This is a genomic window from Kribbella sp. NPDC004875, assembly GCF_042873375.1.
GTDB lineage: Bacteria > Actinomycetota > Actinomycetes > Propionibacteriales > Kribbellaceae > Kribbella.
In genome coordinates this window covers 522327-547890 of sequence record NZ_JBIALI010000005.1, presented here as the reverse complement: position 1 = coordinate 547890, position 25564 = coordinate 522327, and the positions used below count along the sequence as shown (strand labels likewise).

21 protein-coding genes are annotated in these 25564 nt (G+C 68.5%); 10 read left to right on the top strand and 11 right to left on the bottom strand.

The genetic code is table 11. The features are described from left to right. Positions 1–83 precede the first annotated feature (83 nt). Positions 84–794 (bottom strand): prepilin peptidase, encoded by a 711-nt coding sequence (locus tag ACFYRH_RS29120; protein WP_387782019.1) that lies wholly within the window; start codon positions 792–794, stop codon positions 84–86. Positions 795–1084: 290 nt separating this feature from the next. Here ACFYRH_RS29120 and ACFYRH_RS29115 point away from each other — a divergent pair, with 290 nt between their 5' ends. The 8 genes from ACFYRH_RS29115 to ACFYRH_RS29080 are packed head-to-tail and all read left to right on the top strand — an operon-like array spanning position 1085 to position 9123. Beyond that, positions 1085–1273, top strand: a complete 189-nt coding sequence (locus tag ACFYRH_RS29115) for a Flp family type IVb pilin (RefSeq protein WP_387782017.1) — start codon at positions 1085–1087, stop codon at positions 1271–1273. A 37-nt stretch (positions 1274–1310) separates the two neighbouring features. Then, complete coding sequence (locus ACFYRH_RS29110; protein WP_387782015.1) at positions 1311–1805, top strand: TadE/TadG family type IV pilus assembly protein; 495 nt, start codon at positions 1311–1313, stop codon at positions 1803–1805. Then, positions 1793–2887, top strand: coding sequence for a pilus assembly protein TadG-related protein (locus ACFYRH_RS29105; RefSeq protein WP_387782013.1), 1095 nt, complete (start codon positions 1793–1795; stop codon positions 2885–2887). Before ACFYRH_RS29110 ends, ACFYRH_RS29105 begins: the two co-directional genes overlap by 13 nt. A 25-nt stretch (positions 2888–2912) precedes the next feature. After that, positions 2913–3719, top strand: a complete 807-nt coding sequence (cpaB, locus tag ACFYRH_RS29100; protein WP_387782012.1) for a Flp pilus assembly protein CpaB — start codon at positions 2913–2915, stop codon at positions 3717–3719. 11 nt (positions 3720–3730) lie between these two features. Next, positions 3731–4885 (top strand): CpaE family protein, encoded by a 1155-nt coding sequence (locus ACFYRH_RS29095; RefSeq protein ID WP_387782011.1) that lies wholly within the window; start codon positions 3731–3733, stop codon positions 4883–4885. Next, a complete protein-coding gene (locus ACFYRH_RS29090) occupies positions 4885–6288 on the top strand; it encodes a CpaF family protein (protein WP_387782009.1) in 1404 nt (467 codons plus the stop codon). Before ACFYRH_RS29095 ends, ACFYRH_RS29090 begins: the two co-directional genes overlap by 1 nt. Continuing rightward, complete coding sequence (locus tag ACFYRH_RS29085; RefSeq protein ID WP_387782007.1) at positions 6285–8207, top strand: VWA domain-containing protein; 1923 nt, start codon at positions 6285–6287, stop codon at positions 8205–8207. The genes ACFYRH_RS29090 and ACFYRH_RS29085 overlap by 4 nt, the downstream gene beginning before the upstream one ends. 1 nt (position 8208) lies before the next feature. Further along, complete coding sequence (locus ACFYRH_RS29080) at positions 8209–9123, top strand: type II secretion system F family protein (protein WP_387782005.1); 915 nt, start codon at positions 8209–8211, stop codon at positions 9121–9123. A gap of 6 nt (positions 9124–9129) precedes the next feature. Here ACFYRH_RS29080 and ACFYRH_RS29075 read toward each other — a convergent pair whose 3' ends face one another. The 3 genes from ACFYRH_RS29075 to ACFYRH_RS29065 are packed head-to-tail and all read right to left on the bottom strand — an operon-like array spanning position 9130 to position 12960. Then, entirely contained in the window at positions 9130–10896 is a 1767-nt protein-coding gene (locus ACFYRH_RS29075; RefSeq protein WP_387782003.1) for a helix-turn-helix domain-containing protein, read from the bottom strand. 17 nt (positions 10897–10913) lie between these two features. Next, the gene (locus ACFYRH_RS29070) at positions 10914–12215 is read right to left on the bottom strand and encodes an MFS transporter (protein WP_387782001.1); all 1302 of its coding nucleotides are present in this window, start codon (positions 12213–12215) and stop codon (positions 10914–10916) included. A gap of 16 nt (positions 12216–12231) precedes the next feature. Next, positions 12232–12960: a 3-hydroxybutyrate dehydrogenase gene (locus ACFYRH_RS29065; protein WP_387781999.1), complete on the bottom strand. Its 729-nt coding sequence runs from the start codon at positions 12958–12960 to the stop codon at positions 12232–12234. A 146-nt stretch (positions 12961–13106) separates the two neighbouring features. On the opposite strand from ACFYRH_RS29065, the gene ACFYRH_RS29060 reads away from it, so the two are divergent. Further along, entirely contained in the window at positions 13107–15368 is a 2262-nt protein-coding gene (locus ACFYRH_RS29060) for an FdhF/YdeP family oxidoreductase (RefSeq protein WP_387781998.1), read from the top strand. On the opposite strand, the gene ACFYRH_RS29055 is transcribed toward ACFYRH_RS29060, so the two are convergent. Further along, positions 15343–16518, bottom strand: coding sequence for an MFS transporter (locus tag ACFYRH_RS29055; protein WP_387781996.1), 1176 nt, complete (start codon positions 16516–16518; stop codon positions 15343–15345). The genes ACFYRH_RS29060 and ACFYRH_RS29055 overlap by 26 nt on opposite strands. Positions 16519–16586: 68 nt before the next feature. Here ACFYRH_RS29055 and ACFYRH_RS29050 point away from each other — a divergent pair, with 68 nt between their 5' ends. Next, positions 16587–17189: a CGNR zinc finger domain-containing protein gene (locus tag ACFYRH_RS29050; protein WP_387781994.1), complete on the top strand. Its 603-nt coding sequence runs from the start codon at positions 16587–16589 to the stop codon at positions 17187–17189. Here the strand turns inward: ACFYRH_RS29050 and ACFYRH_RS29045 are convergent. The 6 genes from ACFYRH_RS29045 to ACFYRH_RS29020 form a co-directional block, all read right to left on the bottom strand. Next, positions 17176–17844, bottom strand: a complete 669-nt coding sequence (locus ACFYRH_RS29045) for a uridine kinase (RefSeq protein ID WP_387781992.1) — start codon at positions 17842–17844, stop codon at positions 17176–17178. The genes ACFYRH_RS29050 and ACFYRH_RS29045 overlap by 14 nt on opposite strands. Positions 17845–17894: 50 nt before the next feature. After that, positions 17895–18917 (bottom strand): hypothetical protein, encoded by a 1023-nt coding sequence (locus ACFYRH_RS29040; RefSeq protein WP_387781990.1) that lies wholly within the window; start codon positions 18915–18917, stop codon positions 17895–17897. Between the two features lie 19 nt (positions 18918–18936). Continuing rightward, positions 18937–19653: a hypothetical protein gene (locus ACFYRH_RS29035; RefSeq protein WP_387781988.1), complete on the bottom strand. Its 717-nt coding sequence runs from the start codon at positions 19651–19653 to the stop codon at positions 18937–18939. After that, entirely contained in the window at positions 19650–22016 is a 2367-nt protein-coding gene (locus ACFYRH_RS29030; RefSeq protein ID WP_387781986.1) for a glycoside hydrolase domain-containing protein, read from the bottom strand. The genes ACFYRH_RS29035 and ACFYRH_RS29030 overlap by 4 nt, the downstream gene beginning before the upstream one ends. Positions 22017–22163: 147 nt before the next feature. Further along, entirely contained in the window at positions 22164–24365 is a 2202-nt protein-coding gene (locus ACFYRH_RS29025) for an MMPL family transporter (RefSeq protein ID WP_387781984.1), read from the bottom strand. A gap of 188 nt (positions 24366–24553) precedes the next feature. Then, positions 24554–25090 (bottom strand): YgjP-like metallopeptidase domain-containing protein, encoded by a 537-nt coding sequence (locus ACFYRH_RS29020; protein ID WP_387781982.1) that lies wholly within the window; start codon positions 25088–25090, stop codon positions 24554–24556. Positions 25091–25564 lie beyond the last annotated feature (474 nt).

The following is a 25564-nucleotide window of genomic DNA, read 5'->3' as shown; positions in this document are numbered from 1 at the left end:
AGGTAACAGATAGAGAGTTCAACCAGGGACTTAGGACCCTAATCGAGCGCTCGCCGGGTCCCGTGCGCCCAGGCCGCCGGTGCTCACGACGAGGCGAGAACGGCGAGGAGGGCTCCGCCGAGCATGAAGGGGCCGAAGCTGATCGCCTCCTGCAGTGCGACCCGACGGGCCAGTACCAGCGCGACGCCGACCGTCCCCATGATCACGAAACCCAGGGCTGCCCCGGCCAGTACGGTCGGCCAGCCCAGCCAACCGAGCGCGATCCCGAGCCCGCCGGCGAGTTTGACGTCCCCGCCACCGAGCCGCCCGCGGCTCAGCACCGCCAGCGCGAAGTAGCACCCGCCGAGAACCAGACCACCGAGCAGCGCACGCGCAAGTTGCCCCGGACGACCATCGACCACGGCAGCGATGCCGAACAAGGCGATCAGCCCCGGGTACATCGGCAGCGTCAGCACATTCGGCAGCCGCTGCACGGCGATGTCGATGGCTGCCAACGCGACCCCGACAACCCCGATGAAGATGTACGGCGCCGCGTCGGGAAGCCCGCCGAATCGCCACACCAGCAGCTCCAGCACCGCCGCTGTCGTCACCTCGAGTCCGAGCGGAACGCCGTACCAGCTGCGGCATTGTGCGCACCGGATCGCGAGCCGTCCACCGACCGGTGCGGTGCACCGGAAGCACAGCGTGCGGTCGGGTTCGCCGGGCCGCACGGACAGCCGGAAAACGGTACCCCGCAGGAACAATCCGGCGGTGAAACCAACGATGCCTACGGCAACTGTCGTGGGAATGTCCATGGCGGCCAAGGTAAGGGGGGCGTCACACGGGCGGAACGGCCTGCTGGCAGGACTGTCCGATCGGTAGCGAAAGATCGGCTGTCCGGCCGACCGTGTCGTCCGAACGACCGACAAGCCGCGCTCGCTGTCGGCCGACGGTCGGGGCCGTCCGTCGATCGGGCAGCACGGTTCTGGCCGGATGACCGATGCCGGGACGGGGATCCGGGCGCGCACTGTTTCGGTACCGATCGACAGGTCGTCGTTCGGATGACCGGCGGGTCCCGCGATCCGCCACAGCAGAAGGAGTTCCCATGTCCGACAACCTGCTCACCCACGTGCAGAACGCCATCGAGCTGACCCGGCGCGACGAGCGCGGCGCGACGATGATCGAGTACGGCCTGCTGGTGGCCCTCATCTCCGTCGCGGCGATCCCGGTCCTGGTGCTGCTCGGCCCGCGCGTGCACGACATGTTCCAGGCCGTCCTCAACGCCCTGCCCTGATCGAGCCGGCGATCCGCCGAAACAACGGGGAGGACTCATGTATCCGAGACGAGGGCAGCGCGGCGGGGAAACTCACCACGGCCGAACTCGCATCCGGCTCGCGGCACGGGTACGCCGCAGGCTGCCCTCGTCGGTGCATGGGGGCAGCAGCGCGGACCGCGGCGCGACCGCCGTCGAGTTCGCGCTCCTGCTTCCCCTGCTCCTGCTGGTCGTGATGGGAATCGTCGACTTCGGCAGGATGCTCAACGCGCAGGAAAGCCTCACCCAGGCGGCCCGGGAAGGCGCCCGGCTGGTCGCACTGGGGCAGGACCCGACCGCTCGCACACAGGCGGCCGCAGGCGCCTTGAGCCCGGTCGGTGTATCGACCCTGACCACCTGTCCCAAAGGCGCCGGCGGCGACGGCAGCGTCAGAGTCACCTACAGCTTCGCTTTCACACCTGGATTCGGTTCCATCGCAAGCCTCTTCGGTGGAAACGGTCTCGGCGGCCAGGTGACCTTGACCGCGCGGGGAGTCATGCCATGCGAAACCTAGTCCCGTCGTTCATCCGGCCGATGCTGCGCATGGTCGGCCCGGACGACCGCGGAGCCGTCGGAGTCCTGGTCGGCGTCCTGTTCGCGACCGGTGTGGTGCTCGGCATGGCCGCCCTGACCGTCGACGCCGGCTCGCTGTACGTCGAACGCGCCGAACTCCAGAACGGAGCCGACGCAGGAGCACTCGCGGTCGCAAAGTCGTGCGCCTCGAGCTCAGGCTGCCTGCCGGTCAACGCGGCGACCTATGCGAACCAGAACTCCAAGGACGGCACATCGACCGTCAGCTCGGTGTGCGGGAACGCGGCAAGCGGTGGGCTGCCGAGCTGTGGGTCCGCCACTGGCAAAGGCGCCTGCCCGACCGCCAAGACGCCGAACTACGTCAACGTCAGCACGGCCACGAGAACCACCGGCGGTTCCTCGTTGCTGCCTCCGGTGTTCGCCCGCGCGCTGGCCGGGAACGGCGGCTACCAAGGTACGGCGGTCCACGCCTGCGCGCAGGCCGCGTGGGGGCCGCCCGCCCAGAGCTCCAATTCACTCGCGATGACTCTCTCGCTCTGTGCATGGACCCAGGCCACCGGCGGGATGACGCCTCCGACCTTCGGGACCGATGTCCGGATCTTCGTCCGGGACACGCCCAGCGCGCCGAAGTGTGACGGTTCGAGTCCGCCCGGCGAGTTCGGCTGGCTGGCCGACGGCGGTAGCTGCTCGGCCTCGATCGACCTCACCCAGAGCGGCTACGTCGCCGGCAGCGATCCGGGCAAGAACATCTCCAAACCGTGCCAGGACGCGCTGACGTCGTACGTCGCGAGCAAGTCCCCGATCTTCATCCCGATCTTCGACACCACGACCGGCTCGGGCAGCGGGGCGCAGTACCACCTGGTCGGTCTGGCCGCGTTCGTGCTGACCGGTTACGCGAACATGAATCCGCTCAAGGACGCCGTTCCGTCGGGAATGTCGTGTCCCAAGGGGTCGACCACGCCCTCCTGCATCTTCGGGCACTTCACGCAGGCCCTGATGCCTGTTTCGTCCACCATCGGCACCGGCCCGAGCTTCGGCCTGGCCGTGATCAAGCTTGCCGGATAGTTCCGCCAGCGGAAGAGAGAGACCAATGAAACGTCGAGTTGTGACCATCGTGCTGGCGGTGGCGCTGGCTGTGCTCGGGACGGGTGCCGTGCTGGTGTACGTCAACCGTGCCGACGCCCGCGCGGTCGCCGGTCAGCAGGCCGTCACCGTTCTGGTGGCGAGCAAGTCGATCCCGTCGGGGACGACAGCGCAGGACGCGAAAGCCCTGCTGCGTAAGGAAACGTTGCCCGCCTCGTCGGTGCCGTCGGACGCCGTCGCCGAGATCACGCCCGCGCAGCAGTCGCTCGTCACGTCGACCGATCTCAGCCCGGGCCAGCTGCTCCGCGACTCGGTGCTCGTCACCGCCGCGCAGGCAGCGGGAGGGCTGAAGATCCCGGAGGGCAAGGTGGCTGTGACGATCACGGTGTGCAGCGCGGAGTCCGTCGCCAACAACGTGCGGGCCGGGTCGGATGTCGCGGTGTTCGGCACTCTGGTGACCGGAAGCAGCGACGCCGGCGCCCAGCCGAACTGCACCGGTCAGCACAAGCAGCAGATCGGCAAGGGCATCGGCAACACCCGGGTCGTCATCCCGAAGGTGCGCGTGATCGCCATCGGCCCGTCCACCACCAACGACTCGGTCGACACCGCGACGACCAACGGAGTCGGACAGCCGTCGGCATCCGCGCAGAACGACATGACCTTGGTGACCTTCGCGGTCAACCAGGACGACGCCGAGCGGCTGATCCTGGTCACCCAGACCGGCCTGCCGTACCTGGCCCTGCTCGGCCCGTCCACACAGGTCACGCCTGACGACCACGTCGTACCGCAGTTCCCGCCGGCGAAGAAGAAGTAAGGACGAGTGCGATGACCATCTACTGCCAGCCGGCCGCGTCGCCGGGAGACCTGACCACCAGCGTCGGCGGAACCGTCCGCGTCGTCGACGACCTCGATGCCGCGCTGCGGGCGCTGGGTGAGGACCCCAGCGAAGACCTCGTCCTCGTGGGTCCGTCCACAGACCTCGGTACGGCGCTGCGCTTCACCGAACGTCTGCGGCTCGAACGACCCGCCGTCGGCGTGATCCTGATCCGCGACCAGGTCGACGTCGCGCTGCTCACCCAGGCCTTGCGGGCCGGCGTCCGTGAAGTGGTCGCGGCGGACGACCAGCCCGCATTGTCCGACGCCTGCGAGCGCTCGCGGGCCTTGTCGGGTCAACGGGTCACTGCGGAGCGCGACGAAACGAAGGGCAAGGTCGTCACCGTGTTCGCCGCGAAGGGCGGCTGCGGCAAGACGACGATCACGATCAACCTGGCCGCGGCGCTGGCGGCCGGTGGTACGCATCGCGTCTGTGTCGTCGACCTCGATCTGTCGTTCGGTGACGTGGCGATCAGTGTCCAGCTCGACCCGCTGCGCACGATCAGCGACGCGTTGCCGATGTCCGGTCATCTCGACACCACTGGTGCGGCGTCGTTGCTGACGGCGTACGGGCCGGGGTTGGACATGTTGCTCGCGCCGGTCACTCCTGGCGATGCCGAGAAGATTCCGGCCGCGCTCGTCGGCGAGCTGCTCGCGGTGCTGCGCGGCATGTACGACTTCGTGGTGGTCGACACGCCGGCCCAGTTCAGCGAGCACGTCCTGACCGCCATGGACGTGTCGGACCACCACGTGCTGCTGACCACGCCCGATACCCCGGCGTTGAAGAACCTGCGGATCGCGCTGGACATGCTCGACCTGCTGTCCTACTCGCGCGACATCCGCTCGGTGCTGGTGAACCGCTCCGACTCGAAGGTCGGGCTGTCGACGAGCGATGTCGAGCACGTGGTGCACAGTCCCGTCAGCGCTCAGGTCCCGTCGAGTCGCAACGTCCCGGTCTCGATCAACAAGGGCACGCCGATCGTGATCGCGACGCCGGCGCATCCGGTGAGCCAGGCGATCACCCGGTTCGCCCGCGAGCGGCTGCTGAACCAGCCCTTCGCCCCGAAGGCCAAGGCGTTCGCCCGGCGGGCCGAAGGGCGGCGATGATGAACCTGTCCGAACGGCTCGCCCAGCGGCAGGCCAACCCCGGCGGCAAGCTCCATGTCGTGCAGTCCGGCGCGTCGGCGGTGCCGGCCGCGTCCGACGTACCCCGTCGTGCGGCGCGGAACGCGGACCCGTTCGCCGGTGTGAAGCGCAGCGTGCACCAAGGACTCCTGGAGAGCCTTGGGCCGAAGCTGTACGACGCCCACCTCGACCAGCGTGAACTCGAGCAGCGGGTCACCCAGACGCTGCAGGCCGTCCTGCAACGGGACGACACCCCGATGACCGTCGCCGACCGGGCGCGGGTCGCGCAGGAGGTCGCCGACGAGATCCTCGGTCACGGCCCGCTCGAGCCGTACCTGCGTGATCCCGGAGTCTCCGAGATCATGGTCAACGGCCACGACCAGATCTACGTCGAGCGCGAGGGCCGGCTGGTGCCGGTCGACGCGGCGTTCAGCGACGAGAGTCATCTGCGCCGCACCATCGACAAGATCGTGTCCCGGGTCGGCCGGCGCGTCGACGACGCCAGCCCGATGGTGGACGCGCGGTTGCCCGACGGCAGCCGGGTGAATGCCGTCGTACCGCCGATCGCGCTGGACGGGTCGTTGCTGACGATCCGGAAGTTCGCCGCGGATCCGTTCACGGTCGACGACCTGGTCTCGTTCGGCACCCTGACCGGGCCGGTCGCGGACCTGTTGCGCGCCTGCGTCCGGGGCCGGCTGAACATCTTGATCGGCGGCGGCACCGGCTCGGGCAAGACGACGACGCTGAACGTGCTGTCGTCGTTCCTGCCCGACGACGAGCGGATCGTCACGATCGAGGACGCGGCCGAACTGCAGCTCCGCCAGGAGCACGTCCTGCGGCTGGAGTCCCGGCCTGCCAACGTGGAGCAACGCGGCGAGATCGCGATCCGCGAACTGGTCCGCAACTCGCTGCGCATGCGCCCCGACCGCATCATCATCGGTGAGGTCCGGGACGGCGCGGCGCTGGACATGCTGCAGGCGATGAACACCGGCCACGACGGGTCGATCACCACCGTGCACTCGAACGCGCCACGCGACTCGCTGTCCCGGCTCGAGACCATGGTGCTGATGGCCGGCGTCGACCTGCCGCAGCGCGCGATCCGGGAGCAGATGGCGGCCGCGATCGACCTCGTCGTCCACCAGTCGCGGTTGAAGGACGGGACCCGCCGGATCACCCACATCACGGAGGTCACCGGGATGGAGGGCGATGTCGTCACGCTGCAGGACCTGTTCCTGTTCGACTTCCACGCCGGCGTCGACGAGAGTGGCTGGTTCCGCGGCACGCTGCGGTCCACCGGTCTGCGTCCTGGCTTCCTCGATCGGCTCTCCGACCGGGGGATCCACCTGCCGGCGCGGATGTTCGGTGCGGAAGAGGCGGGTCGATGAGGAGCCTCCGGCGGACCGTCCTCGCGGTAGTCGTCCTGGGGCTTGCGGGCCTCGTGCCGGGGGTCGCCAGCGCGGACGACGTACCCTCGGCGCGGATCGATTCGGTCGAGGTCGGCCCGGGTACGGCGGGCTTCGTGCTCAGCACTGCCAACGTGTCCGGGAAGCTGGACGCGCAGACCGTACACGTCGTTGCCGGCCGCACCGTTCTTCCGGCACGCGTCACACCGGTCAGCAGTGCTGCGGTCAGTGCAGCGCCGCCGCGCGCGGTCATGATCACGCTGGACACGAGCGGCTCGATGGCCGGCTCGGGGATCGTCGCGGCACGTCAGGCCGCGCTGAGCTACCTGGCCGACCTGCCGAGCGACGTACAGGCCGGACTGCTCACGTTCTCGGACCGGCCGCATCTGGTCGTCGCTCCGACCACGAACCGCGCCCTGATCCGCAAGGCGCTCACCGGCGTCACAGCCTCCGGCGCCACGACCTTGTACGACGCTGTTGACGCAGCTGCCGCGGCTCTCGACTCTGCTCGGCTCGGACTGTCGGCTCAGCGCCGGCTGGTCGTGTTGTCGGACGGCGTCGACACCTCCAGCGCGGCGACGGTCTCGTCGGTGACGCGCAGGCTCGCCGCCGATCACATCACGGCGGACGTAGTGGCCTTCCGCTACGGCAAGGGTGACGCTTCGGCGGCCCGCCAGATCGCATCTGCTGCGGGCGGTCGCGTCCTGGCCGCACAGAACGCGAAAGACCTGACGGCGGCCTTCGCCGCTGTGGCGCGCAACTTCACTGCGCGCGCCAAGGTGGACGTCACCGTTCCGAACACGCTGGCGGGTCAGCGGACCACGCTCCGAGTGACTGTCGGTTCGGTCAGCGCGACGACGTCTGTTGTCTTTGCCGCGGTCACGCCACCGCCTAAGACCGCACCACCGGCACCGGTCCGTCAGACCGTCTGGTCCTGGCAACTCATCGTGCTGCTCGCGCTGGTCTTCGTCGCGGTCCTGCTGGCGGTCGTGCTGCTGCGCTGGCAGGGCGCGTTAGGCGACAACGCACGGCGGTTGGCTGAGCAGTTCAAGCACTACGGTCCTCGTCACGACGAGGAGGCGGCGAGCCCGTCCGACGGTCCCGCCGCACGTACGGCGGTCGGCATGGTCGAGCAGGTCCTGCGTGCCACCGGCGCCGAGACCGGACTGGCCAAACACCTCGACCTGGCTGACGTGAAACGCAGCGCCGCGGAGTGGACTCTCCTGACGCTGTCCGCCTGCGCGGTCCTCGCGACCGGACTGGTGCTCGTCGGCGTCGCAGCGATCGCGGCAATCCCGATCGGACTCGCTACCGGCTGGCTCGGTCAGTTCGTCTACTTGCGCATCCGCACCAGCCGTCGTCGGGCAGCGTTCGGCGAGCAACTGCCGGACGTACTCCAGCTGATCGTCGGATCTCTGCGGTCCGGATTCTCGCTGGCCCAGGCAGCCGACGCGGTCGTCCGCGACGGCACGCAGCCGGCTGCCGGCGAGTTCTCCCGGGCACTCGCCGAGACCCGGATCGGCGTCGAACTCGAGGACGGACTGAACCGCGTGGCCGCCCGGATGGAGTGTGAAGACCTCCGCTGGGTCGTGATGGCCACCAGGATCCAGCGCGAGGTCGGCGGCAACCTGGCCGAGGTACTGCGGAACACGATCGACACGATGCGCGAACGGGCCAAGATCCGCCGCCACATCCGTGCCGTCAGCGCCGAAGGGCGACTGTCCGGGTACATCATCGTCGCGCTGCCGATCGCCCTCGGCACCTGGCTGACGATCACCAAACCGCAGTACATGAGTCCGTTGTTCACCAGCCCGATCGGCGTGCTGCTGGTCGCCGGGGGCGCCGTACTCATCGTCGTGGGCGCGCTCTGGATCCGCGCCCTGATCAAGGTGGAGGCGTGAGATGTCCGCAACCGTGTTCCTGATCGGCGGCCTGGCCGCGCTGGGTCTCGCGATCGTGCTCGCGATTCTCGGCGTCACCGCGCGGCCGGCCGAGGACGGTGTCGCCAAAGCATTGGCGACCATTGACAGTCACTACACGCAGCACGCGTCGAGCCAGGCCGAGCCCACCCGGGTTCCGTTCGCGGCGCTGCCCAGCTGGCTGCGCGGCCTCGCCGAACGCTTGTCCCCTGGCGGCATGGTGACGACGCTGCAGCGCCGGCTCGACCTGGCGGGCAATCCGTCGGGCTGGACGCCGGACCGGATCCTGGCGGTGAAGGGGCTCGGCCTGTTCGTGCTCGGTGGGCTCGGGGCGCTGTACGGCGTCCGCACGATCGGCCTGGTCGTCGTCGGAGCCGCCGTCGCCGGGACCGCGGGCTTCTTCGTGCCGGACATCCTGCTGTACAACGCGGGGAGTAAGCGGCAGGCGAAGATCCAGCAGGCCCTGCCGGACGCGCTCGACATGCTCACGGTCTGCGTCGAGGCCGGCCTCGGGTTCGACGCCGCACTCGCCCAGGTCGCACGCAACACCCGCGGACCGCTGGCGGCGGAGTTCTCGCGGGTTCTGCAGGAGATCCAGATCGGCAAGTCACGCTCACTGGCGCTGCGGGCGCTGGCAGACCGGACGACGGTGCCCGAGCTCCGGTCGTTCGTGTCGGCACTCGTGCAGGCCGGCGAACTCGGCATCACCATTGCCAACGTCCTACGGGAGCAGGCGAAGGAGATGCGTCTGCGCCGTCAGCAGCGTGCCGAGGAGAAGGCTCAGAAGGTTCCGGTGAAGATCCTGTTCCCGCTGGTGTTCTGCCTGTTTCCGTCGCTGTTCATCGTCATCATCGGACCGGGCGCGATCAACATCATGCACGCGATCTTCGGCAAGTAGCGGCCGTCAGCCCAGGGCAGCGAGGAGGCGGAGGGCTACCTGGATGTCGAGGGTGCGGTCCGGGGACTGCCAGCCGTCGTCGAGGAGGGCTGTGACGCGATCCAGTCGCTGCTGGACCGTGTTGGGGTGGATGTGCAGCGAGGTGGCGGCGCGGGTGGGGCTCTGGCCGGCGGCGAAGTACGCGTGCAGGGTGCCGATCAGATCGGTACCGCGCTGCTCGTCGTAGTCGAGAACCTTGCCGAGTATGTGCTGCACGTGGGTACGCACATCGACGTCGGATGCCCCGACCAGACCGGCCACACCGAGGTCGTCAGGGGTGGCGGACTCGCTGGTGCGTCCCAGACGAAGCATCGTGGCGACCAGGCGGGCAGCCTGTCGGTGTGCCTCGACGAGCGGCTCACCCCACGTCGCAGGGCCGGTGACTGCGATGGTGACCCCAGTGCGCTTCGCCAGCTCAGACAGGTCGCGTGCTGCGGCCACCGGGGTCGTGCGAGCGAACAGGAGCACCAGATCGCCGCCGTACGGACCAGACAGCACCAGCCGGTCCTCCAGCGGAGCAGACAGGCGAGCACGTACGGCGGAGTGTTCGCCACGGCACACTGCGAGGACTAGGCGATCGTGACGGTGGTTTGGTGCGAGCAAGCGGAGTCGATCGGTCAGTGTGCGCGGATCGGCGCTCCCGCTCAGTACGTCGGCCAGAAGGTCCGCCTGCGCTCGCTGCGACTGCTCCGCGGCCTGGCGCCGGAACAGCAGGACCAGTGCGGTCACCACTGCTGCTCTTTCGACGATGCGTTGGTCCGCACCGGTCAGGTCGTCGACACCACCGATGACCAAGGCACCGAGCCGTTCGCCCTTGGCAGTCGCGGCGACGATCCAACAGTCACCAATCCGGGTCAGCCGTCCGGACTCCGACTCCTGCCAAGGCACCGCCGTATCGGGTGGACTTCCAGCCACTGCCAGTTCGTTGCCGCCGGCGTCGACCAGTACGACCCAGACATCGAGCAGCTCTGCCAACGCGGCCGCGACCGCGTCCACATCTCCACCAGACAACACGATTCCGGCGAAGCGGTCGTGCGCTGCTGCAGCGTGCTCGACACCGGCATGCGCTGCGGACAGCTGATCCAGCGCCGCCGCAGTCTCAGCCGCGGCGCGCACTTGTACCAAGGTGACCGCGGCCAGAGCGGCGAGCGACCCTAGTAGTGACACCTCGTCATGGCTGAACGGCCGCATGGTCCGATTGGACGCGAACAGTACGCCGACAAACGCGCCGTCGACGATCAACGGCGTACCGCAGATCGCGACCAGGCCCTCGTCCCCCACCGCGTGGTCGATGGTCACGGTGTGCCGGAAACGCCCGTCCGACGGGTAGTCGGCGGTCCAGTACGGCTTGTGGGTCTTCGCGACCAGACCGCCGAGTCCGGCACCCAGCGGCAGCCGGACCTGCTGGAACTCCGCCGACACCGACCCGTCCGTGGCCCGCATGTACGTGTCGCCGCGCGCGTCGTCGTACAGCGTCAGGTAGGCGACGTCGACGCCGAGCAGGCTGCGGGTCCGATGCACGATCGTGTCGAGCACGCCGCCCGGGTCGCGCGCCGAGGCGAGCTCCCGGGCGACGTCGACCAGGGTGGAGAGCTCTGCTTCGCGCTTCTTGCTGGCGTCGATGCCGGCCCGGATACGCAGGGCGAGGTCACGGGCCACCGCGTCCTCGCCCGCCGCCCGGGCCAGCTCGCTCCCGGACGCGTCCTCGGCCAGCAGCCGCAGCAGCTCCTCCATCCTGGGGATGATGCCACCTAAAGGCTGGTCAGGTCCCGCTTGTGCGTTTCGGAGTACGACGTCACCGCGACGATCGAGATGACCGCACAGACCGCCACGTAGATCGCGATGGCGTACCCGGAGTCGTACGCCTTGAGCAGTGCGACCGCGATGAACGGCGCCAGACCGCCCGCGATGATCGACGCGAGCTGGTAGCCCACCGAGACACCGGAGTACCGCACCCGCGTCCCGAACAGCTCGGTGAAGAAGGACGCCTGCGGACCGTACATCGCACCGTGCAGCACCAGTCCGACCGTCACGGCAAGTGTCGCCAGCGCGAAGTTCTTCGTGTCCACCAGGGCGACGAAGACGAACGCCCACACACCGACGCCGACCGCACCGATGAGGTACACCGGCCGCCGGCCGACCCGGTCCGACAGCGCGCCCCACAGCGGGATGGCGAAGAAGTGCACCGCGGCACCGATCAGTACGGCGTTCAGCGCGAAGGACTTCCCCATCCCGAGGTGCTCCTTCGCGTACGTCGCGATGACGATCGTGAAGATGTAGTAGCTGACGTTCTCCGCCATCCGAGCACCCATCGCGGTCAGCACCTCACGGGGATACTTCGTCAGCACCTCCATCAGCGGCAGCTTGTCCTCGGGCTGCTGCTTCGCCCGCGCCTCCTGGAACACCGGCGACTCCTCGATCCGCAACCGCACCCACAGTCCCACCAGGACCAGCACTGCGGACAGCAGGAACGGAATGCGCCAGCCCCACGAGTTGAACGCGGCATCCGACTGGAAAGCAGCCAGACCGGCCAGTACGCCGTTCGCGATCAGCTGACCCGCCGGAGCACCGGCCTGCGGCCACGACGCCCAGAAACCACGCCGCGCCGGGTCACCGTGCTCCGACACGATCAGTACGGCGCCACCCCACTCACCACCGAGCGCGAAGCCCTGGATGAGCCGCAGTACGGTGAGCAAAATCGGGGCGAGCGCACCGACCTGCGCGTACGTCGGCAGCAGGCCGATCGCGAACGTGGCGAGCCCCATCATCAGTAGCGACAACACGAGCAGCTGCTTGCGGCCGAGCCGGTCACCGAAGTGGCCGAAGACGACTCCGCCGATCGGACGGGCGAAGAAGCCCACCGCGAAGGTGGCGAAGCTCAGCAGGGTCCCGGTGAGCTGTTCGCCCTTCGGGAAGAAGAGGTCGCCGAACACCACCGACGCGGCGACCCCGTAGAGGAAGAAGTCGTACCACTCGACCGTCGTACCGACGAGACTCGCGCCCACCACCCGAACGATCGACGTACGGGTGCGGACCGGTTCTGTAGCTGTCATTGGGCGGGCTCCTGAATTAGTGGGCGGTCCAGCCGCCGTCGAGTACGAACGAGCTCCCCGTGATGGAGGCGGACGCCGGGCCGCACAGCACGGCCACGAGCTCCGCCACTTCGGCCGGTTCGATCAGTCGCTTCACAGCGACCGGCTCGAGCAGGACCTTGTCCAGCACCTCTGACTCGGACAGGCCGTGCGTGGCGGCCTGGTCCGCCAGTTGCGCCGTGACCAGCGGAGTCCGGACGTACGCCGGGTTCACGCAGTTGCTGGTCACTCCGTGCGCCGCACCCTCCAGTGCGACCACCTTGCTGAGTCCCTCGAGCCCGTGCTTCGCAGCGACGTACGCCGCCTTGAACGGACTCGCTCGGAGGCCGTGGACCGAGCTGATGTTCACCACGCGACCCCAGCCGGCGCCGTACATGTGTGGCAGTGTCTGGCGGATCAGCCGGAACGGCGCCTCCAGCATCAGCCGGAGCAGGTAGCTGAACCGCTCCGGCGGGAACTGCTCGACCGGTGCGACCTGCTGGACGCCGGCGTTGTTCACCAGGATGTCGACGTCGACGGGCAGGTCCGCCAGCGCTTCCAGGTCGGACAGGTCGGCCACCACTGTCTCGACGCCGTCCAGCGCGTCCAGACCGGCCTGGTCGAGGTCGACGGCCACGACGTGTACGCCGTCGGCTGCCAGGCGTTGAGCGCACGCGGCGCCGATACCGGACGCGGCGCCGGTGACGAGGGCTCGACGGGTCTCCATGGCCGACGACTGTAGGAATCCGGCCGAGTCGGCACTATGGGATGGGGGCACACATCCAGGCGCCCGACTGTAGTCCGGAACGCCACCTAGGCGCGGTCGTGTCTATCGAACCAGCAGATAGTCATAGATCGAACTATTGTTGAATCATGGTCGATATCGAGCAGCCGAAGAAGAAGGCCGCCGGAGTCCCCGCGGTGCTGTCGTCGTTCAAGTTCGGCTTTCGTGAGATGGGCCCGGCGCGCACCGGCAAGGTGTTCCTGAAGATGAACCAGGACGGCGGGTTCGACTGCCCGTCCTGCGCCTGGCCGGATCCCGACCACAAGCGCAAGCACGCCGCCGAGTTCTGCGAGAACGGCGCGAAGGCGGTCGCCTGGGAGGCCACCCGCAAGCGGGTGCCCCGGGCGTTCTTCGCCGAGCACTCGGTCCAGGAGATGGACCGGATCTCCGAGTTCGACCTCGGCAAGCTCGGCCGGATCACCGAACCGATGCTGCTCCGGGCCGGCGCCACGCACTACGAGCCGGTCGGCTGGGACGAGGCCTTCCAGGTCGTCGCCCGGCACCTGAAGGCCCTCGTCGACCCGAACGACGCCGTCTTCTACACCTCCGGCCGGACCAGCAACGAGGCCGCGTTCCTGTATCAGCTGTTCGTCCGCGCGTACGGCACCAACAACCTGCCGGACTGCTCGAACATGTGCCACGAGTCGTCCGGAACCGCGCTGTCGAAGGTGATCGGCAGCGGCAAGGGCGCCGTCACCCTCGAGATGCTCGAGGAGTCCGAGCTGATCGTGATCGTCGGGCAGAACCCGGGCACCAACGCGCCCCGGATGCTCAGCCACCTGGAGATCGCCAAGCGCAACGGCGGCGAGATCGTCTCGGTGAACCCGCTGCCCGAACCGGGGCTGATGAAGTTCATGAACCCGCAGCGCCCGCGCGGCTGGGTGGGGAAGGGGACCGAACTCGCCGACCAGCACCTGCAGATCCGCATCGGTGGCGACCAGGCGCTCTTCCTCGCCCTCGGCCACCTGCTGCTCGAGGCCGAGGCCGCCGCCCCCGGGACCGTCCTGGACAAGGCGTTCGTCGACTCGCACACCAGCGGGTTCGAGCTGTACGCGAAGCACAACGCCGAGCTCGACTGGGACGCGGTCGAGCTGGCCACCGGACTGCGCCGGGCCGAGATCGAGGAGCTCGCGCAGCGGTTCATCAAGTCCAAGGCGACCGTGATCTGCTGGGCGATGGGTCTGACGCAGCACCGCGAGGCGGTCGCGACGATCAGCGAGATCGTCAACGTGCTGCTCCTGCAGGGCAACATCGGCAAGCCGGGCGCCGGGCCGTGCCCCGTCCGCGGCCACTCGAACGTCCAGGGCGACCGCAGCATGGGCATCTGGGAGAAGATGCCGGACGCCTTCCTGGACCGGCTCGACCGCGAGTTCGCATTCACCGCGCCGCGTGCGCACGGCATCGACGCGGCAGCGACCGTGAAGCGGCTGCGCGACGGCGACGTCCGGGTGTTCTTCGCGATGGGCGGCAACTTCGCCATGGCGACTCCGGACACCGAGGTCGTGCATCGGGGGCTGCGCGAGTGCGACCTCACCGTGCACGTCTCGACGAAACTGAACCGGTCCCACACCGTCACCGGGCGCGAAGCACTGATCCTGCCCACACTCGGTCGCACCGATCACGACCAGACGCCCGCCGGTCCGCAGTCAGTCACGGTTGAGGACTCGCAGGGCGCCGTACACCTGTCCACCGGCAACCTGACACCGCCGGCGCCGGAGCTGAAGTCCGAGGTCGGCATCGTGTGCGCGCTGGCGCAGCACGTCGTACCCGGCATCGGGCAGATCCCGTGGGCCGACTTCGCCGACGACTACAGCCTGATCCGGCAGCGGATCGGGCGGGTGGCCGACGGGTACGAGGACTTCGAGAACCGGCTCCGGGCGAACGGCGGCGGCTTCCTGCTCGCGCACGCGGCGCGGGACAAGCGCGAGTTCCGGACGTCGGATGCGCGAGCGCAGTTCACCGCGAACGAGCTCACCTGGCTGCCGACGTCGCCTGGCCGGTTGCTGCTGCAGACGCTGCGCAGCCACGACCAGTTCAACACCACGATCTACGGCCTGCAAGACCGCTACCGCGGCATCGAAGGCACCCGCGAGGTCGTGTTCGTGAACCCTGACGATCTGGCCGAGCTCGGTCTCGAGGACGGCGGGTACGTCGACATCGTCAGCGAGTTCCAGGGTGTCGAGCGACGCGCGTCGCACTTCCGGCTGATCTCGTACCCGACGGCGCGCGGCTGCGTCGCGGCGTACTACCCGGAGACGAACGTGCTGATGTCGGCCGACGACCTGGCGAAGGGCAGCAACACGCCGGTCGCGAAGGGTCTGACGGTCAGGCTGGAGCCAGTCGCTTCCTGAACCACGGCTGCAGCAGGGCGAGTACTGCGGCGGCCGCTGCGGTCGTCAGCCACAACCCGGTCGGGCCCGTGGTCTTGAGCAGTTGAGTGACGGTGAGCGGGGCGATCGTGGTCGCGATGCCCCAGCTCAGACCGAAGACGGCGAGGTACCGGCCGCGTGCTTCGTCGGGCGCGAGGCCTGACGCCTGCGTGAGGTAGCGGGTGAGCAGGAACAGGTCGCCGAGGCTCCAGAAGATCGAGGCGCCGACGAAGAGCACCAGGTTGTGGGCGAACGCGGTGACGACCAGGCCGGCAGCGACCAGGACGTAGCCGATCGCGATCGCCCGGAAGTCGTCCAGGTGCTGCACCCGCAGCAGGCGCTGCGCGGCGATCAGGGTGACCGCGGAGATGGCGAGGATGATGCCCGTGCCGGACTTCGGGAGTCCTTGCTCGAGCAGGGTGAGCGGCAGTCCGATGATCAACTGCATGTAGATCGTCGCGAACATCGTGCCGCCGGCGAGCAGCAGGAGCAGCCGGCGATCACGCCAGACCGAGCCCGTAGTAACGGGTTCCGCTGGGCGCTCCCGGCGTACGTCGGCCGGTAGCGCGAGCGCGACCAGGACGGCGCAGGACAGACAGGTGACCGCGTCGGCGACGAACAGCCAGCGCAGGTCCCAGTGACTGATCGCAGCGGCGAGCAGGCCGGCGAGAACGCCGGCCGCGGCGAGCGCCGCGCTGTAGAGGCCGTAGGCGGCCGGGCGATCGGCGGGCTCGGTGACGTCGGCGATCATCGCCTGACTCGGCGGCTCGTAGATCTCGAAGGCCAGACCGAGCAGGATCGTGGCCGGTACGGCGGACCACAGCGCGTGACTCAGAGCGATCCAGAGTTGGGCGACCGCGCAACCGGTGAGGCCGAGGACGATCGTCAGGCGGCGGCCGAGGCGGTCGGCGAGCTGGCCGCCGAGCAGGCGGGACGGGATCGTCGCCGCGCCGAAGACCGCGAGGATCACGCCGGTCTCGGCGAGGGACGCGCCGAACTCGACCGCGAGAACCACGCCCAGGAACGGCAGCGTGAACGCGCCGATCCGGTTGACCGCGCGGGCGACGACCAGGACCCACACGGTCCGCGACACCCCGCGCCAGGGCGTGGTGACGGTGGCGGCAGCACTCACGACGTACCTCCATGACTGTCTAAGTGGCTATGATCGGTCACGCGAGCTCGAGCCTACGGAGGTATTGAGTGACTGGTCAAGTGTCTTTTGATAGTCATGCCCGCAGTGTGCTGGCCGCGTCGGTCGAGTACGTGAACCGGCTGACGGCCGGATACTCGGGCGGCGCCGCTGTTGAGGCGCCGGCCGATACGCCCGAGGCGGTGACGGAGGCGGTCGCAGAGGCGTTGACCGCGATCGGGTATCCCCCGCACTCGGTGCCGGTCGACGACGCGCGGCGGCTGGTGCGGCTGGCGGGCCGGATGCGGATCGTCTTCGAGGCCGCGAGCTCCGGCGATCTGGATGCGGCCGCGTCTGAGATCAACTCACTGCTGCTCGACACCAACGCGCGCCCGCAGCTCGACCGTGGCCGGGACCGCCCGTGGAGCCTGCACTTCCACGGGCCGGACGAGCAGCTCGCCAACGGCTGGGCCGCCGGCTGCGCGGCAGGTCTCGCGCTCGCGGTCGGTAGTGATCTAGCCGGACGCCTGGGTGTGTGCGCGGCGCCCCAGTGCGACCGGGTTTTCGTCGACGTGTCGAAGAACGGTCAGCGCCGCTTCTGCTCGCCGCAGTGCCAGAGCCGGGTCAAGGCCGCTGCGCACCGAGCCCGCCAGCAGGCGTCTACGGTCGAATGAGTTCCGGGTTGGCGGGGTCCTCGTTGATGACGACGAGCTGGGCGCGATCGGCCGGGCGGACCTGGTCGACGTACCTGCTCTCCCCCGGGATATACCTGTTGCGGTAGCGCTCTTCGGCGGCCGCGAGTGACGCCATCCACGCCTCATCACGCGCGGCGCCACGCCGCAGTACCGTCTCGAAGCTGACGTGCACGTAGATCCGCAGATCCCAGAAGTCGTCCAGCTCCGGTCGTTGCAGGAAGCAACCGTCAACGATCACGACCGCTTGTGGTGTGGCCGTTCTGATCGGCGAGTCCACTACGTTCTTGGCGTTCGGCTCCCGAATCGCTGCCGTATAACGCCGATCGCCACCCGGCCCGAGCGGCGCCAGCAGCCGTTCCCGAATCGCGTCGTTGTCGTACATCTCGAAGTAGTAGCTCTCCGGCGAATCAATCGGGTACTTCGTCCGCAACTCCGGCGCCCGCTTGAAGTAGTCCAGACCGGCCCGAATCACCTCCCGATCGGTCCGCTGACGCAGTACGCCGGCCAACTCGTCCCCGAGCGACGTCTTCCCCGCCGCCGAACACCCATCAACCCCAACCCGCACCGGATGCCCCCGCGCCACCCCCAGGATCTCCCCAGCCAACTCCCCCAGAACCACACAACGCTCACCCATAACGGTCATCCTTCACCTCCGGCAGTGTCCGTAGTGCCGCAGCCAGCAGATCAGGAAGGGGCGAAGAGCGCCCGTGTCGCGGCGGAGTAGACGTCGTCCGCTCGAGTTTGGGTTTCTTCACCAGTCGCGCGTTGGGGAGCGCTCGCATGCTTGGGCGGCAGGAACTCGACCAACGGCGGCTCGACGTACTCCAGTGGGCCTCGGAGCGCGTGCAACCTGGGAACGCAGGTGAGCGTGATCCTGCGGCCCGCCGCAACGGCGGCGTGCAGGGTCCAGGTTGCGGTCACTCGGTCGGCGATTGTGCCGCGGCGCGCGACCCCACCGATCCGCTCCCCGCCGCTTCCGCGGGCCGACATGATCTGCGCCGCCTCGAAGATCCTCTGGTCCAGCGTCAAGCGCACCCGAGACTCGGCCGGTACGACGCCCGGCCCGACCGAGCGGATCGTAACGAGCGACGGATACCACGCGTAGTAACCGTCGCCCCACGTCGCCTGGTGCCAGCCTGTACCGACCTGGGCTCCCCAGGGAAGACCCTGTGGGCTAGACCGCTCGCTCAGCACCTGCGCTGTCAGTACCCCGGTCGAGTCGCTCACCTTCACCTCCGTCGGCAACGGATCGGCGACCAGATCCAACGGGAAGCGCGTGGGCGTCGGGCCGCCCGCGTGCAGCGCGTACGTCCCAGGCGCCAAGTCGGGCAGCTCGAACTCGACCATCCGCCCGTGCACTGTCCCTCTTCCCACCGATCGGGCAGCCAACGGAATCAGTTGCCGGCCGCGCACGAGTACCGGCCGCGACGCCATGGTGTACAGACGATCGTCGTACATCAGAGCGACCCGGCTCCGCGCGCCTCCGGGACCGACGGTCAACTCGGCCCCGAGGTCAGCGGGTACCCGCGCGATCTGACCAGCCGGACCGTTGACGACCCGGACGGCGTCCGGGCCGGTCGGCGTCACACCGGTCCGCGCGTCGACCCCGGTCGGCGCCGCCGCGTGCGCTTGATTGCTGCCAGCAACAAACGTTGCAGCCACCACCGCCCCGGCCACGCTCCCCTGCAGTACTGTTCGTCGCTTCATCCGCCCCACACACCCCTCGTCATCGCGGTGGTCCTTGGAAGATCGGCAGCAGGGTCGTGTCCCAGATCCCGTACTGCAGCGAGAGAAGAACTAGCCATGCCCCGGCCGGGACGACGGCTCGGATCCACCAGGGCCAGCGATCGACCAGAAGGGCCATCGCTATCAGGGCCAGGCCGACGGCCAGTGCGGGGACGAGCAGGGCAATCGCCTGCGGCCGCTCAGGCCAGCAGGACGTAGAGATGCAGGGGGTATCCGAGCCACCGAAGGTGTACGGGCGGCTCAGGAAATATCCGAGCAGCGACCCACCGATCACGATCGCGCCGCCCAGACCTTGGACAACCGCCGCGCCAGCGCCACCCCGCGCCCGGCGCCACGAGTGCTCTCCAGCTTCCGCTCCCTCGCGACGGCGCGGCAGTCCAGTTGTCGCGACCAGCGTCGCTGCCATCCACAGGACGAGGGCGGCCCAGGTCAGGTCCAGTGCCTTCCCGGGATCGGTGCCGCCTCGTGGGTCGACGGTCGTTACGTAAAAGCTCAGGCCGGCCGTAACCCAACCGAACACAAGTAGGCCGATCACGGCGCCCATCAGCACAATCGCTTGAACCGCGAGAAACCCTCCACGGCGGTACGCCGCGCCCCGGTCCGCGCGCGAGCTTGCCCTCCCGCCGAGTTGGTCGTTGGGATCTTGCTCGTCTCCAGCCATCAACGTGCCATGCCCCTCGCTGCTCGGATCGCTCATCCCTGGGCGTCCATCATCCTCGCGAACACCTGAGCACAGGTCTGCGCCTCGGCGACGCTTGGCATCCGGTCAGCGTGGGCCATCTGCATCAGCGCCTCGGCTGTCAACGGCACGTTGTCCCATGGGCCGATCTCGAGCCCGTCACGCAACGCGCTGAAGGCGGCGACGACGTTCCCCTCGGACCCACCGAAGCGGTCCGCGTAGAACTTCGCGATGCGCTGCCCACTGGTGAGCTTCAGCAACCCGCGCAGCGTGGCCGACATCATGTCGGTGTTTCCCTGAGCAGCCCGGCAGAGGTTGTACGCGTCGGCATCCGCTAGGACGTCAGCCAAGTCGAAGCCTCCATCCGCGCCGACAACGCCGAGGCGCGCGGTCAGGTACCCCGTCAGGTCCAACGCAGGATTCTGCTGCCGGGCCGTGTCGAACGAGCCCCAGATCTGCAGCAGGTCGAGCGCCCATCCGCCGAGGTCACCGATGTTGTACTTCGCCTGATCGTTCGGAAGGCCCCAGATCGTATAGCCGCGGACAGTGGCGGCGAAGTGGGCGATGTCCCGGGTACTTACCGGTTTGGTCGGCTCGAGGACCGCGATCCCTTGTTGGGCGACGTTACGAGCCAGCGCGATGTCGCCAGTGCCCGGCGCCGGGGTGTAGACCTGCCAGGGCGGATCCCAGTACTTCGGCTGCTGTAGGTAGTTCGCAATGAAGTCAGGGACGGAAATCACGAACGGGCGCAGATCCTTGAAGACGTTGCTCGCCTCGCACAGCGCGCGCTCGGCCGCGACCTCGGCGCGGACGAGCCACTCGAAGAACGCGTCGAACCCGGTGGCGCTCGGGGAACCGTCACGTTCCACCGGCGGGGAATCGACCTGTCCGAGATCAACCGGCGTTGATTTCGAGGAGACGATGTCCTTGTCGATCCCCGGGGCGCCCGGGTACGAGCCGGCGGCCAGCTCGACGATCTGGCTGTAGTGCCAGCCGACCGGCATCGGGAAACCCATGTTGCCCGAGTACCCGGTCGACATCCCGGCGACGAACGCCGCGTCCGCGAGGTCCTTGTCGAGCATGGTGCCGCAGACGTTGCGCGTGCCGTACACGCCGACCTTGTAGTCGCCGTTGATCGTGGTGTCCATCGACGCCTTGACCCCACGGAAGTAGTCCGCGACCGGCCCGTCGATGGTTTCCCCGAGCGCATCGAAGTCGACCGAGAAGAAGACCACGCTCCCCGCCGGCAGGCCGAGCGTACGACAACGTTCGACGGCCTCGATCCCGTGCGTACGACCGTTCGCCTCGGTCATCTCCGCGGGCGAGTCGTTGAACCGCTGGTGAATCGGGAACAGCTTCAGGCCGGCCACCCGCAGCGCGTCCAGCTCCGGCGCGGTGATGAACTTCCCCGAACCGACCGTGTAGCGGCCGACGTGCGTGTACCCGGCCGCGACGGCTCCCTGAGCCTGCGCGAGGGTCAGCTGCTTGTTGGTGTCGAAACCCTTGGTCGCGATCGTCGTGTCACCGGAGGAAACCAGCAGCGCACACCAGGTGCTGTAGTTGCCGACACCGTCGACCGGGAGTTCCATGAACCCCTGGAAGTCACGCGTCAGCTGCGCGGTCTCGCCATCGAAGTTCCCACTGAACGGGCTGTCGTACCGGTTGAAACGCAGTACCGCTTGATACAACCGGACGAACCGCTTCGCGCCGTCCGTCATCCCCTCCGAGACGGTCGCCTGGGTCCGGATCCCGTCCCGCGTCCCCGGACCGAAGTTGCCGTTGGCCGTGCCGTCGGCCATGCCGATCTCGTACTGGAGCCCGAACGTCGTCGCGGTCTGCACCGCGCGCGAGTAGATCCCGTCGCACGGAACGAGCGCGAAGTCCCGGCGCCCGATGTACGTCGCATTCAGCCAGCGCTGCACATCGCGCACCTGCGTCGTACCCGGCCCGAGCTTGACGTAGGCGTCCATCGTCAGCAGCGAGGCCATCAGCTTCACGTCGACGTACGGGTCCGCGGAACCCAGGCCGAGGTCGTCGCGGACGCTGCCGACCGAGGCGCTGAGGTTCGCGAAACTGACCGCGGCGCCGGCCCACAGGCCCGGATACCCCTTGCACCACAGTGCAGCGCTGAGGATCTTCAGCAGATTCACCGACGTCGTCGCGTCGTCGATCCGCCCGATCTGCGCGATGTACGCCGCCGTCGTGGCCGGGCCGAACCCCGAGGTGACCGGCGAGATCCCCAGCTCGGCCTGCAAGCCACGCCGCAGCCCATACATCACGGACCATCCGGTGATGCCGTCTTCCTCCAGAGGAACCCACCCGGCCACGCGGCCGTACGTCGCGTTCAACCACTGCTGTGCAGCCAGTACCTGCGCATCCACGGAACATTTCCCCCAGACTTGAACCGGACTGCGAAGATCTTTTCGCACCGCGCTCACCGCAGGCAAGCAACCTGCAACAACCTGCAACCGGCTGCACAGCGGCAGAACGCCCCACCCGGTGGGTTCGGGTGGGGCGCCTGTGGTGAGTTAGCCGACTGGGGTCAGTTCGCGCTTCTCCTCCGGGGACGGCGGGAGGGTGGTGTGCTTCGGGCGGTTGGGGCGGAGCCACTTGGGGGCCCACCAGTTGGCGTCGCCGAGGAGGGTCATGACGGCGGGGAGTACGACGGCTCGGATGATCGTGGCGTCGATCAGGATCGCTACCGCGAGGCCGACTCCGAGTTGCTTCATGTCCAGGGTGCTCAAGGTGGCGAAGACCGCGAACACCCCGATCATCACCGCGGCCGCGCTGGTGACCACGCCGGCCGAGCCCGTGATGCCTTCGGCGACGGCTTGCCGGGTCGGCACACCGCGCAGTACCGCCTCGCGGATCCGGCTGACGACGAAGACGTGGTAGTCCATCGACAGACCGAACAGCACCACGAAGAGGAACAGTGGCAGCCAACTGACCACCGCGCCGTTCGAGCGGAAGTGCAGCAGCCCTTCGGCCCAGGTGTTCTGGAAGACCGCGGTGACGACGCCGTACGCCGCTCCGGCGCTCAGCAGGTTCAGCCCGATCGCGGTCACCGCGACCACCACCGACCGGAGCGTCACCATCATCACGATCAGCGTCAGCAGCAGCACGAACCCGATCACGAGCGGCAGCTTGTCCCGCGTGTGTGCCGCATAGTCGACGTCCGCGGCCACGAACCCGCCGACGGCGTACTCGACTCCCGGCACCTTGCCGACGGTCTGCGGCATCAGATCCTTGCGGAGCTTGGCCAACGAGTCGCGCGCCTGCCGGCTGCCACCCTCGTACGGCGTGGCGACCTCGAGCGTCGCGACGGTGCCGTCCTTGGAGAACCGCGGCTCCTCGAGACCGTCCGATGCGAAGAGCTTGTCGTCCTTCGTCTTCTGCATCAGGTCGGCCAGCGCAGCCTTCACCGCGGGCTGCTGGTTGGCCGGAGCCCGTACGGCGACCTCGTGGCTGGTCCCGGTGCTCGGGAACGCAGCGGTCAGCCGGTCGTACGCCTTCATCACCGACGTCGTGCGCGGCAGGTCCTCGGTGCCCGGGAACTTCAGCGTCATCCCGAGCGCCGGCGAGGCGACCGCGAGCAGCGCGGTGACGGCGACCAGCAGCGTCGCGACCGGGTGCTTCAGAGCCGGCTTCAGCACCGTCGGCCAGAACCGCGGCTGCCCCTTGCCTGCCGTCAGCCGCCAGAGCAGCGGGATCCGCGGCCGGTCCACCCAGCGCCCGAGCTTCGCCAGTACGGCGGGAAGCACGGTCAGCGAACCGACGACAGCCACCGCGACGACCAGGATCGAACCGACCGCGAAGGACGAGAACACCGCGTCACGGGCGAGGAACAGCCCGCCCATCGAGATGATCACCGCCGTACCGGAGACGACGACCGCGTGACCCGAGGTGGCCGCGGCGATCTCGACCGCGTCGACGTGACCGCGACCCTTGGCGCGTTCCTCACGTTCGCGGCGTAGGTAGAAGAGCGAGTAGTCGACGCCGACCGCCATACCGATCAGGAGGATGACGCTGTTGACCGCGTCGACCGCGGGCACGAGCTGCGACGCGGCAGCCGACAAGCCGATCGCGGCGGCGACGGCGGACAGCGCGAGCAGCACCGGCACCGAGGCGGCGATCAGCGCGCCGAACGCGATCAGCAGGATCGCCAGCGTCACCGGCAGGCTGAACATCTCGGCCCGCTTGAAGTCCTTGCCCAGGGTCTCGGTGAGCGCCTTGTCGATCGAGAGGCCACCGACCTCCTCGATCCGGAGGTCCGGGTACTGCTTCTGCGCCTGCGCGGTGGCGTCGAGCAGCGGCTGCACGCGGGCATCCTTGTCCGCGCCCTCGGCCGCGTCCTTCAGGGTGACCCGGACGATCACCGCATCCTTCTTCGGCGACGGCATGGGTTGAGCGACCTCCGCGACCCCACCGAGGCCGCGCATCCGCTGGATCACCGTGCCGGCGGCCTTCGTCGCCGCTGCCTGGTCGAGCTGCCCGGACGGTGCCGTGATCAGCACGCTCTCCACGTCCGGGTCGTCGAAGTTGCCGGACTTGACGATGTTGTCCGCCCGGGTCACCTCGCCGATGTCCCCCTCGTTCTTCGACTCCTTCGTCCCGGTCACCGAACCGAGCGCGAAACAGGCGACCACGACGACAACCCACATCGCGATCGCCCGCCACGGATGGGTGGCGCTCCAGCGCGCCGCCCGCACCGTGATCTGTCCCCTGGCCATACCGTCCCTGCCCCTCTGCGCCCCCTCGGCGCCGCACTCAGCGCTCCTGGCGTGGCGCTGGCTACGGGACAAAAGCCTGGCTGGCAGGGACAGCTCACGACCATGCAGGAGACCCCCGAGCGCACCCTGGGGGAAGCCCCACCCCACCCTTTCTCGTACGCCGTACGCACCCGGTCATCGGATGTCCCTCAGAACTCCTCGAGGTCCAGCGACGCGGCCGCGGAGACGCCCTCGAGGTACCCCTCGGCGCGCTCGGCCTTCGGGTAGCGGTGCACCAGGTCCCAGAAGGTGGCGTTGTGGGTCGGCTCGATCAGATGGGCGAGCTCGTGCACCAGGACGTAGTCCACGACCCACGCCGGCATCGACTGCAGCCGGGTCGACAACCGGATCGACCGGTCCGCCGGAGTGCAGGATCCCCACCGTCTGTTTTGGTTCGAAACCCACCTCACCGACGCAGGTTCGGGCACTTCGGGGAGATGGCGACACGCGAGTTCGTGTGCTCTGGCCAACAATTTTTCGTCCGACACGCGGGATCGGCTGCGCTGCTTCTCCAGCCGCGCCAGCATGGTCTCGACCCAGCGCGCCTCCTCGGTGGCGGACAGCCGGTCGGGCATCAGCACGACCACTCGCTCGCCGTCCCGATAGGCGCTGACTGTGCGCTTGCGGCGCTTGCTGCGACGGATGTCCACGTACGGCGGGATCGGGCGCGGTGGAGAGTCGGCCATGGCTCAAAAATGTACCCCCAGAATCCGACAAGTTTCTTCGGTGCACAGCCTGTGAATACCTGTTTCCGCAGGTCAGATGCCAGATCTTGAGCCCTCCGCCCCTTGTTGTTCACATCGTGTTCCCCCGCCCGTCCACAGTGCCCGACGGCGCGTCCCACAGGTTGCGCACAGAGTTATCCACAGGCGTGGACAACGCGGTCTTGCCACCGGCGCCACCGCCTCCTAGCGTCGTCTGCAACAGGCTCCCGGACCGCCGCCGGGGCCGCTCGGAGGGGAAGCCGAGCGGTTCCGGCGGTGGATCACCGGGAGCCTGTTCCGTACCGGCGAAAGTTTCGGTAAGGGTTTTCCTCGGGGGATTCAGGCGGCGCGCGGACCGCTAGGTGCGCTTGAGCCTGCGCCAGAAGGCCGTAGGGTGAATCCCGACTGGGCCGAACGGCCTACGGCAGGACGGTCTGCCGTTAGCATCCAACGACC